Origin of the sequence: Aquitalea palustris (assembly GCF_003693445.1) — a bacterium.
Lineage (GTDB): Bacteria > Pseudomonadota > Gammaproteobacteria > Burkholderiales > Chromobacteriaceae > Aquitalea > Aquitalea palustris.
In genome coordinates, this window is sequence record NZ_RFAR01000081.1 from 1 (window position 1) to 10913 (window position 10913).

Sequence of the window (10913 nt, forward strand, 5' to 3'; positions counted from 1 at the left end):
CACAGACAGCAAAAAGCCCGGCTGACGCCGGGCTTTTTGCAAGAACGCTATCTATATAGATAGCGAGCTATAGCGTTCAACTACCTCAACGCTGCTTGAGCTTGGCAAATGCAGCCGCCATCGCCGACTCACCCGCCGGCGGCGCCCCGCGCGAGGATGATTGTGGCTTGCGCTGATCAGCCGAAGTGCGCCCACCTTCCGGCCGTGCACCACGACTGGTCGTACCGACCTCATCGCTCAGTCGCATGGTGAGGGCAATACGCTTGCGTGCGACGTCCACCTCCAACACTTTGACCTTGACCACATCGCCAGCCTTGACCACCTTGCGCGGGTCGTCGATGAACTTGGTCGACAGCGCCGAAATATGTACCAAACCATCCTGATGCACGCCGATGTCAACGAAGGCTCCGAAGTTGGCCACATTAGTGACCACACCTTCCAACACCATGCCGGGTTGCAGATGCTTGATGTCCTCGATGCCATCCTGGAAGGTAGCGGTCTTGAATTCTGGACGCGGGTCACGACCCGGTTTGTCCAGTTCTTTCAGGATGTCCATTACCGTCGGCAGACCAAAACGCTCGTCCGTGTAGTCCGTTGCCTTGACCGACTTCAGCGTGACCGAATCACCCAGCAGCGTTTTGACCTCGCGCCCCAGTTTGGCGACGATTTTCTCAACCACCGGATAGGCTTCCGGATGCACCGATGAGGCATCCAGCGGATTGTCGCCGCCTTGTATGCGCAGGAAGCCCGCAGCCTGCTCGAAAGTCTTGTCACCCAGGCGCGGCACTTTCAATAACTGCTTGCGGTTCTTGAAGGCGCCATTCTGGTCGCGGTAGGCCACGATATTACTGGCCAATGTGCTGTTGAGACCGGAAATGCGAGTCAGCAATGGCACCGAGGCGGTATTGACATCCACCCCAACGGCATTCACGCAGTCTTCCACGACAGCATCCAGCGCACGAGCCAGCTGGCTTTGATTGACATCATGCTGATACTGACCCACGCCGATGGATTTGGGGTCGATCTTCACCAGCTCGGCCAGCGGGTCTTGCAAACGACGGGCAATAGACACCGCACCGCGCAGGCTGACATCCATATCGGGAAATTCCTTGGCCGCCAACTCGGAAGCGGAATACACCGAAGCACCAGCCTCGGATACCACGATCTTGGTCATGCCCAGTTGCGGATAAGCCTTGATCAGGTCTTGGGCCAGCTTGTCGGTTTCGCGGCTGGCGGTGCCATTGCCAATGGAAATCAGGTCGACGTGATGGCGGGTGCACAGCGCGCCCAGAATGGCGATGGACTTATCCCATTCACGACGCGGCTCGTGCGGATAGATGGCCGTGGTATCCAGCACCTTGCCGGTACCATCCACCACCGCCACCTTCACCCCGGTGCGCAGGCCCGGATCCAGCCCCAGCGTGGCACGCTGCCCGGCAGGTGCGGCCAGCAGCAAATCATGCAGATTGTCGGCGAACACCTTGATGGCCTCACCATCGGCGGCGTCTTTCAGCCGGCCCATCAGCTCCAGCTCCAGCGACAGGAAAATCTTGGCACGCCAGCACAGACGCACCCCGTCCAGCAGCCATTTGTCGGCCGCCCGCCCCTTGTCCTGCACACCGAAGCGCTGGCCAATCAGGAGCTCGTAACTGGAGCGCTCGGTAATCGGGGTTTCATCAGGCTGATATTTCAGCGCAACACTGAGCACACCCTCATTGCGACCGCGCAGCAAAGCCAGTGCACGGTGCGAGGGGGTAGCACGCAGCGCTTCGCGATGATCGAAGTAATCGGCAAACTTGGCGCCTTCCTGCTCCTTGCCCGTCACCACACTGGCAACCAGTTCGGCCTCGTTCCACAGTTTTTCACGCAAACGGCCCAGCAGCTCGCCATCTTCAGCAAACTGCTCGATCAGAATGGCGCGGGCGCCATCCAGTGCGGCTTTGGCATCAGCGATACCGGCCTCGACATTAAGATAAGTCAGTGCCAGCACTTCAGGCGCTTGTGAGGGATCAGCCAACAGGCTGTCGGCCAATGGCTGCAAGCCGGCTTCGCGGGCGATTTGCGCCTTGGTACGGCGCTTGGGCTTGTAGGGGAGGTACAGGTCTTCCAGCGCGGTCTTGTTATCGGCGGCATACAGCGCAGCCGTCAATTCCGGGGTCAGTTTGTCTTGCTCGCGAATGCTGGCAAGAATGGTATTGCGCCGCTCGTCCAGTTCACGCAGATAGACCAGACGCTCAGCCAGCGTGCGCAGCTGGGTATCATCCAGGCCGCCGGTGACTTCCTTGCGGTAACGGGCAATAAAGGGGACGGTGGCACCACCATCGATGAGTTCGATAGTGGCGGCCACCTGGTTTTCACGTACGGCAAGTTCAGTCGCCAGACGGCTGGCAATGCTCTTCAACATCGGTTTTTATTCTTTCGTGTTGAACAAAAACCGCTACTCTACCGCCATTCGCTCCAAAATCAAGCGGCAACCGGCCGCACCAGCCAGGCCTGCGCTTCTTCCACCGTGTCAAAATACTCCAGATGATTGTGTGACAGCAGGCCGGCAATATGCGCCGCCAGCTTGATCCACACATCACTGACCACCAGTGCGATACGGCCGAAATCCTGCTCATGGGCACGGACAAATTTCACCTCTTCCATCGCCATGTCCAGGGTGAAATCCACCAGCTCGGACAAATCCAGCAAGACATCAGGTTTGCCCTGCTCGGCCACGCGCTTGACCAAGGCATCCTCGAACAGCTTGAAATCCGCCAGCGAGAATTCATTGAACAGCGCCACATCCAGACCATAATCCTGTTCGCGGATAGAAATCATGCTGCATCTCCTAAAGTGTGAGTCCTGCCTGTTATTGTTAATGAAACCACGCCAGCATCGGCAGCGTGCTCATGATTGTATTCTAGTGCGCGACGGTGAAGATTCTGCTGACAACCGTCAAGGTGTGACATGTTTCTGGCATGAATCAACGCAGCGCTGCCAAGATGCCAGCCCCGACAATCAGCCCCATGCCCAATAATGCATCCGGCCCCAGCGCATCACCCCACAGCCATACTCCCAGCAAGGCGGAAAAAACCACGGTAAGGTAGGCAAAACTGGCCACCAGATATTTGCGCCCTTCCTTGTAGGCCATGGTCATGGCCAGCTGACCCAACATGCCGCAGACACCCACCCCCAGCAAGGAAGAAACATTGGCGGCATGCACCGGAGAAAAACCAGGCCCCAACAGCAGCCACAGGAAACCAAACACCGAGGCAATGGCAAAAAACCAGAACACCACCCGCCAGGATGGCTCACCCATCTGCCCCAGTTCGCGCACCTGGAACACGGCAAAGCCGGCGCTCACGCCCGAGAGCAAGCCGATAACGCCCGCCAGCCACTGTTCGGAGCTGAAGGTGGGCCGCAGCAGCAGCACAATACCGAGAAAACCCAGCCCCAAGGCGAGCGCCGCTGAGCGAGACAGCTTGTCCTTGAGCTTGACCACACAAATCAGCGAGAAAAACAGTGAAGAGGTGTAATTGAGTGTCACCGCCGTGGACAGCGGCAGATGAGTCAGCGCGTAAAACAGCGCCGACATGGACAGGTAGCCGACAAAGCTGCGCTTGATATGCCCCAGCCAATGCGGTGTGGCCAAGGACAGCCCGCGCAGGCGGATGCCCAGCCCCAGAATGACGGTGCCGATCAGCGTACGCCAGAACAGCAGCTCGATGGAGTTGAAGTGCTGCGCTCCAGCCTTGACGAACACCCCCATCCAGGCAAAGAAAGCAGCGGCAATCACCATCCAGCCGGCACCCAATTGGCCGCGCCGCAGCCGCAGCAACAGATCAGCCGGCATCAGGCGCTCCGGCAGCAAGACAAACAGGGCAGCTGAGCATCATGGCTTATGCAGGGAAGTGGCCGACAGGCAGATGGTCTCCAGCTGCCGGCGGTAAGTTTTGAATTCGGAAGCATTGGCAGCACAACGCGCCACCAGCAGCCGTTTGCCCGGCGTCGGCAGGAATACTTGCAGATTATGCCGCACGATCCACAAACGGCCAGAGACGAAGCTGCCTTCGCGATATTCGGTAACCAGCCGGCCGCTGTGCGGGTTCAAGCGGGTATAGACCGCCGCTTCGCGATCGCCCTCGGCCTGGCGGAAACGGCGCTGCAACCGCTCGGGTACATCCGCCTTGCCGGCCTTGCGCTCCTGCAGGGTGACTTCGATGGCGGCGCGTTCACGCTGATCCGCTTTGGGCGGCACCACCTTGATCACACGCACGCCTTCCTGCACCACACTGCGCACCTTCCAGCCGGCAGGCAGAGTGAAGCTGATCTTGCTGGCCGGATCGACAAAACCGGCTGCCAGCAGCGGGCCAGCCAGCAGGCACAGCCCTAATAGGAGAATGTTTTTTTGCCAGTGCATTGTCATCAAGACAAAGAAAAAGGCGCGGAAACCCGCGCCTTTGCCATTCTGCACTGAAACGCCGGGCTTAGCCAGCCATGGCATCGCCCATCATGCGACGGTAGAACTCATGGAAGTGCTGCATGCCTTCCTCGGTGGGGTATTGGTACGGCCCCACTTCGCTCTCGCCACGCAGCCACAAGGCACGACGGCCCTGGTGCATGCGGTAGCAGATTTCGTCGTCTTCCTTGGCGGTTTCGAAGTAAGCGGCCTGCTCGGCTTCGACGAATTCCGGCTCGAAATACACCACATCTTCCGGGTAGTAAAACTCGGTGATGACGGTACATTTTTCCGGACCACGCGGAATGACCACGCTGACCACCAGCACATGCGGGTACCACTCCACCATGATGTTGGGGTAGTAGGTCAGCCAGATGGCACCAAACTCCGGTTGCTGGTCGGCAAAGCGGCGACGCACTTCCTCGTGCCACTTGCCGTAGACGCGCGAACCGGAGCGGGCCAGCTGGTTTTTCACACCAACCGTCTGCACATGGTATTGCGCGCCCCACTCCCATTTCAGTTCCGCGCAATCAACAAAATTGCCCAGGCCCGGATGGAAGGGATCGACGTGGTAATCCTCGGAATAGACTTCAATAAAGGTTTTCCAGTTGAAGTCGTACTCGGTGGTTTGCGTCGAATGGAAAGCGAACTCGGAGAAATCCAGATGCTTTGCCACACCCAGCTGCGCCAGATCGGCAGCAATGTCGCGACCGGCATCAAACAGCAGGCCGTTCCAGCGCGTCAGTTGCGTCTGATTCAGATTGAGACAGGGTGTTTGCGGGAAATGCGGCGCGCCCAGCAGCTTGCCTTCGGCGTCGTAAGTCCAGCCATGCAGATTGCACACCATGTGGTTGCCATTACCGCGCCCCTGGTAAATCAGGGCCTGACGGTGGCGGCAGACGTTGGAAATCAGCTTGATTTCACCGCCCACATTCTTGAGCATCTTGCCATGGCCCAGCCAGTCGAGCGTGTGATAGTCCCCGTCGTTGGGCACCATCAGCTCGTGGCCGTAATACAGCGGAGCATTGGCAAACAGTTGTTTTTGCTCCAGCTCGTAGTGAGCGGGATCAAAATAAGTATAGATAGGCAGCTGAGCAGCAGACGCCTGTAGCATCTGCGAAGAAGCCAGATCAGACATTATTCCCACACCTCCGTGGTAGAAGATATAAGACCAGCCGAATCTCGCTAAACGAGTTTACGGAACCATCAAAACAATGAATTAAAACAAAGGCCAAGCCTGTGCTTTGCGAGGGCGGGATTATGCCCCGCCCCGCGAGGGGGGGCAAGCAATTTTTGGCACAACAAAGCGGGGGCAGACTGAAACATTGCCACTACAAAAGGGCATTTTGCAAAATTCAGGACATTTTCATCCAGTGCAGCCATAGAAATCATTGCTTTAGCTCAAATTGTGCGAAGCAACATTAGCAGCTGATGATCGATATGCTATACTGCGCGGGCGAATCCACCGCCACTTGTGTCAGGCCGCCAGGCCAGCGCGCAAGGCCAAGCTGGCAACCACCATGCATGCCCGCCTGCAACATGGGCACCGGCAGATGCCAGACAGCCTGCCAAGGCTTGCTACTGCGGCAATGCAGGCAATCGCAGCGTTGCGCAAGCGAGGTAAATCCCGCATTGCAGCAAGCATGGCAGCACCGGATAATCGCCGCCCGGTTAACACCGACCAAAGGAAAGAGAAGAGGAGCCCGTCAACTGCTCCGCACCGTCATCTTGCTGCCACAGTCATAATCCTAATATGGCCGACATGCCGGCTGGCGACAGTTATTTTCCCAACGGACCCCTTTTTAGTCATTTACTACTTCCAGCGCCTATGAAATCAAGCATTCTCGTTATCAACTGCGGCAGTTCCTCGCTGAAATTTGCCCTGATCGACACCGCCAGCAAACAAGCCATCCTGACTGGCCTCGCCGAAAAACTGGGCCTGGAACAAGGCCAGATCAGCTTCAAGCATGCTGGCCAGAAAGATAGCCAGCCGCTGGCTGAAGCCAATCACACTGCCGCCATGCACGCCATCATCGAACGTCTGCGTGTGCTGGACTTGCTGGACAGCGTCAAGGCGGTAGGTCATCGCGTGGTGCATGGTGGCGAACACTTCAAAGCCTCCGCAGTCATTGACGGCACCGTCATCGCCGAAATCGAGAAATGCGCCAAGCTGGCCCCGCTGCACAATCCGGCACACTTACTGGGCATTCATACCAGCATGCAGCAATTCCCCGGACTGCCGCAGGTGGCCGTATTCGATACCGCCTTCCATCAGAGCATGCCGCAGCAGGCTTATCTGTATGCCGTGCCGATGCAGCTGTACCGCGAACATGGCGTACGCCGCTATGGTTTCCACGGCACCAGCTACCGCTTTGTTACCGGTGAAGCTGCACGTTTGCTGAACAAGCCGCTGGAAGAAACTGCCTTTGTCTGCGCCCACCTTGGCAATGGCGCCTCTGCGGCCGCCATCAAGGGTGGCAAGAGCGTGGACACCACCATGGGCCTGACCCCGCTGGAAGGCCTGGTCATGGGCACCCGCTCCGGCGATATCGACCCGGGCATCTTTGGTTACTTGGCTTCCGAGCTAGGCCTGGATGTGAATGGCGTGACCGATCTGCTGAACAAGAAATCCGGTCTGCTGGGCCTGTCCGAGCAGTCCAGCGACTGCCGCGAACTGGAAGACGCCGCCATGGCCGGCAAGCCGGCAGCGATTCTGGCACTGGACATCTTCAGCTACCGCCTGGCCAAGCACATTGCCGCGCTGACCGTGGCGCTGGGCCGGCTGGATGGCGTGCTGTTCACTGGTGGCATTGGCGAAAATTCGTCCTATCTGCGCGCCCGCGTCATCAAGCAGCTGGGTTTCCTGGGCCTCAAGCTGGACGACGCCGCCAACGAACAATGCGTCCGTGGTAAGGCTGGCCGTATCACCACTACCGACTCCGTGCCGGCACTGGTGATCAATACCGACGAAGAACTGATGATTGCCCTCGACACCGCCCAACTGGCCGGCCTGTCGGTCTGAGGCAGCGCTAAGGAAAGAGTCCAAGCATGCATACCTTTTTTCTGGCCCCGACCGGCTTTGATGCCGGGCTGACCTCGGTGGCACTGGGCATGATTCGCGCGCTGGAGCAATCCGGCTTGCGCGTGGGGTTTGTCAAACCCATTGCCCAGGGCGCCGACAGCAGCTCGCCGGAACGCTCAACCCACTTTGCCCGTGCCATCTGCCACCTGAATCCGCCGGAACCCTTGCCGATGGAGCGGGTGGAGCACCTGCTGGCACAGGGCGAAATCGACCAGTTGATGGAAGAAGTGGTGTCGCTGTATCAGCAGGCCTCGCACAACGTCGACCTGATGATTGTGGAAGGCCTGGTCCCCGATCAGAAGCAAGTGTTCTCCACCTTCCTCAATACCAAGATCGCCCGCAACCTGCAGGCGCAAACCATTCTGGTCACCGCCGCCGACAAGCTGGCCAGCCACGAAATCGCCGAGCAGCTGGAACTGAGCCTGCAGGCTTTCGGTGCGCAACCCGGCCATGTCGCCGGCTACATCCTGAATCGCCTGCCCAAGGAACAGAATGCCCAGCAACTGGCGATGGAAATCCTGGAAGCGGGCAACCTGCTGCAGAAAAACCGCCTGACCATGATAGGCGCCATTCCCAGCGAACCGGAGCTGCTGGCCCCGCGCACGCTGGACGTGGCCCATTACCTGCAGGCCCGCGTGCTGCACGCCGGCCAGATCAGCCGCCGCCGTGTGCGCAGCATGGCGGTGACCGCCCGCACCGTGCCCAATGTGGTGCATTTGCTGAAACCCGGCGCGCTGATCGTCACCGCTGGTGATCGCGAAGACATCGTACTGGGCACCTCGATGGCCGCCATGAACGGCGTGCCGCTGGCCGGCCTGCTGCTGACCTGCGACTCGCTGCCCGACCCGCGCATCCAGCAACTGTGCCATCAGGCCTTTACCAGCGGCCTGCCGGTGATGACCACCACCCACAACACCTTTGAAACCGCCAGCTTCCTCAGCAATATGAGCCGCCAGGTTCCGGCGGACGATCTGGAACGGATGGAGCGGGTGATCGACTTCGTGGCCGAACACCTGGACGCCGACAAGCTCAAGCGCAATGTTGGCGCACCGCGCGAACACCGCATGCCGCCGCCGGCTTTCCGTTACCAGTTGATGGAAAAAGCCCGTCGCGCCGGCAAGCGCATCGTGCTGCCGGAAGGCAATGAGCCGCGCACCGTCAAGGCCGCCGCCATCTGTCAGGAAAAAGGCATTGCCCACTGCGTGCTGATTGGCAACCGCGCCGAGATCGAACAGATCGCCGAAGCCCAGGGCGTCACCCTGCCCGCTTCGATTGAAATCCTCGATCCCAATGAAGTACGCGGCAATTACATCCAGCCCATGGTGGAACTGCGCAAGGGCAAGGGCCTGAACGCACCGATGGCCGAGCAGCAACTGGAAGACAATGTGGTACTGGGCACCATGATGCTGGCACTGGGCGAAGTGGACGGCCTGGTCTCCGGCGCGGTGCATACCACTGCCAACACCATCCGCCCTGCCCTGCAGCTGATCAAGACCGCACCGGAAGCCAAGCTGGTTTCCAGCGTGTTCTTCATGCTGATGCCGGAACAGGTGCTGGTCTACGGCGACTGTGCCGTCAACCCGGACCCGACCGCAGAAGACCTGGCCGACATCGCCATCCAGTCGGCCGACTCCGCCGCCGCCTTTGGCATTCCGCCGCGCGTAGCGATGATTTCCTACTCCACCGGCAGCTCCGGCAGCGGTTCGGATGTGGAAAAAGTGCGCGAAGCCACCCGCATCGCCCGCGAAAAGCGCCCTGGTCTGGAAATTGATGGCCCGATGCAATACGACGCCGCCAGCGTGGAATCGGTAGGCCGTCAAAAGGCCCCGGACAGCACGGTAGCCGGCCGCGCCACCGTGTTTGTGTTCCCAGACCTCAACACCGGCAACACCACCTACAAGGCGGTGCAGCGCTCCGCCGGCGTGGTGAGTGTCGGCCCGATGCTGCAAGGCCTGCGCAAGCCGGTCAACGATCTGTCGCGTGGCGCACTGGTGGATGACATCGTCTACACCATCGCCCTGACCGCCATTCAGGCGGACAAGCGCTAAGACCACTCCGGCAGCATCAGCCACCACAACAGCCCGCCCTCACCGGCGGGCTTTTTTACGTGCTGCGCCATTGGCGCAACAACCACACTCCGCCCCATCTCATTGTTTTTAAAAAGCTCTCAAAAAATATCCAGCAAGACGATGCTGCAGATCTGATGCAACAAGACAGCGATCAATTGCCTTTCCCGGACGGATATTGCCGCATTCAAACGGATGTTTTACATTATGACTCGCCTTGTTTTTGAAAAACTGGCAGACAAAACAAAACAATACTTACAAATCAAGCTCTACGAGGGAGAACTCACCGCATGGCTGCCACCACCATTACTGATTGGTTTATTCCGGAAGACATCCGCCAATCACCCGAACTGGCCATCCCGGCCCGCACCACCGTCGGCGTCGGCCTGCTGGCCGGCGGCATCGCCCCGCTGTTTTCCATCGAGTATTTCATGCTGGGCCACAGCGCCATGGGTATAGGCATTGCCCTGGGCGGACTGGGCCTGCTGCTGGGCACCCTGCTGCTCAGACTGACGGGGGCAGTACGCTTCTGTGCCGAATTCATCACCAGCTGCATGTTTGTCATGGTGTGCTGGATGGTGTATGTCAACGGCGGCATCATGTCCACCAGCGTGGTGTGGTTTGCCTCCATCCCGTTTACCGCCATCTTTGTTTCCACCCGCCGCTCGGGCTGGACCTGGATGGCTCTCACCATACTGGCCATCGCCGTGTTCTACCTGCTATCCAGCGACCCTGGTGCCCTGCCCGCCGTGCCCATCGCCCGCGAGGAAATTCCCAAGCTGCAGGCCAAGTCGCTGATCGGCCTGACCATCGTGGTGCTGACGCTGGCCATGGCTTTTGACAAGGCCAAGGTAAAAAGCCTGGAACGACTGGAACGGGCACGGGCCGAATCCGAGCACGCCAGCCGCGCCATGCGCGAGATGATGGAACAGGTGGCGCGCTCGATTCAGGCCGCTTCCAGCGCCAGCCGCGACATTGCCGACAGCACAGGACTGATGGCGCAGACCATGGCCGAGCAGCGCAGCCGCGCCGAAGACATGATGGTGGTGGCGCAGCAGATGGCGGTAGTCACCGGCCAGAACGCCGCGCAATCCAGCAGCGCCACTCGGCTGGCTGCCACTGCAGGCCAGGCCGCCAATAGTGGTGGCGAGGTGATGGACCAGGCCGTACGGCAACTGGGCCGGGCCGGCGAGGTGATTTCGCATGCGGCCAGCAAGCTGGAAGACCTCGGCCAGCGCAGTGCCGAGGTCAACGGCATCGTGCAATTGATCCGTGACATTGCCGACCAGACCAATCTGCTGGCACTGAACGCCGCCATCGAAGC

The 10913-nt window shown here is 59.5% G+C and carries 8 protein-coding genes; 3 read left to right on the forward strand and 5 right to left on the reverse strand.

Annotated elements, in window-relative coordinates; translation table 11 throughout:
• Positions 1 to 85 precede the first annotated feature (85 nt).
• The 5 genes from EAY64_RS17190 to EAY64_RS17210 all read right to left on the reverse strand — a co-directional run bounded on the left by EAY64_RS17190 (position 86) and on the right by EAY64_RS17210 (position 5579).
• Positions 86 to 2404 (reverse strand): Tex family protein, encoded by a 2319-nt coding sequence (locus tag EAY64_RS17190; RefSeq protein ID WP_103525966.1) that lies wholly within the window; start codon positions 2402 to 2404, stop codon positions 86 to 88.
• 59 nt (positions 2405 to 2463) lie between these two features.
• Positions 2464 to 2820, reverse strand: coding sequence for a SpoIIAA family protein (locus tag EAY64_RS17195; RefSeq protein WP_103525967.1), 357 nt, complete (start codon positions 2818 to 2820; stop codon positions 2464 to 2466).
• 145 nt (positions 2821 to 2965) lie between these two features.
• A complete protein-coding gene (locus EAY64_RS17200; RefSeq protein WP_226034289.1) occupies positions 2966 to 3835 on the reverse strand; it encodes a DMT family transporter in 870 nt (289 codons plus the stop codon).
• Between the two features lie 39 nt (positions 3836 to 3874).
• The gene (locus EAY64_RS17205) at positions 3875 to 4402 is read right to left on the reverse strand and encodes a hypothetical protein (protein WP_103525972.1); all 528 of its coding nucleotides are present in this window, start codon (positions 4400 to 4402) and stop codon (positions 3875 to 3877) included.
• A gap of 67 nt (positions 4403 to 4469) precedes the next feature.
• Positions 4470 to 5579: an aromatic ring-hydroxylating oxygenase subunit alpha gene (locus EAY64_RS17210; protein ID WP_059286787.1), complete on the reverse strand. Its 1110-nt coding sequence runs from the start codon at positions 5577 to 5579 to the stop codon at positions 4470 to 4472.
• A gap of 690 nt (positions 5580 to 6269) precedes the next feature.
• On the opposite strand from EAY64_RS17210, the gene EAY64_RS17215 reads away from it, so the two are divergent.
• From EAY64_RS17215 to EAY64_RS17225, 3 genes are all read left to right on the forward strand, one after another.
• Complete coding sequence (locus EAY64_RS17215) at positions 6270 to 7463, forward strand: acetate/propionate family kinase (protein WP_103525968.1); 1194 nt, start codon at positions 6270 to 6272, stop codon at positions 7461 to 7463.
• Between the two features lie 26 nt (positions 7464 to 7489).
• Positions 7490 to 9571 (forward strand): phosphate acetyltransferase, encoded by a 2082-nt coding sequence (pta, locus tag EAY64_RS17220; protein WP_103525969.1) that lies wholly within the window; start codon positions 7490 to 7492, stop codon positions 9569 to 9571.
• A 308-nt stretch (positions 9572 to 9879) separates the two neighbouring features.
• A partial coding sequence (locus EAY64_RS17225) for a methyl-accepting chemotaxis protein (protein WP_103525970.1) occupies positions 9880 to 10913 on the forward strand: 1034 nt, incomplete at its 3' end.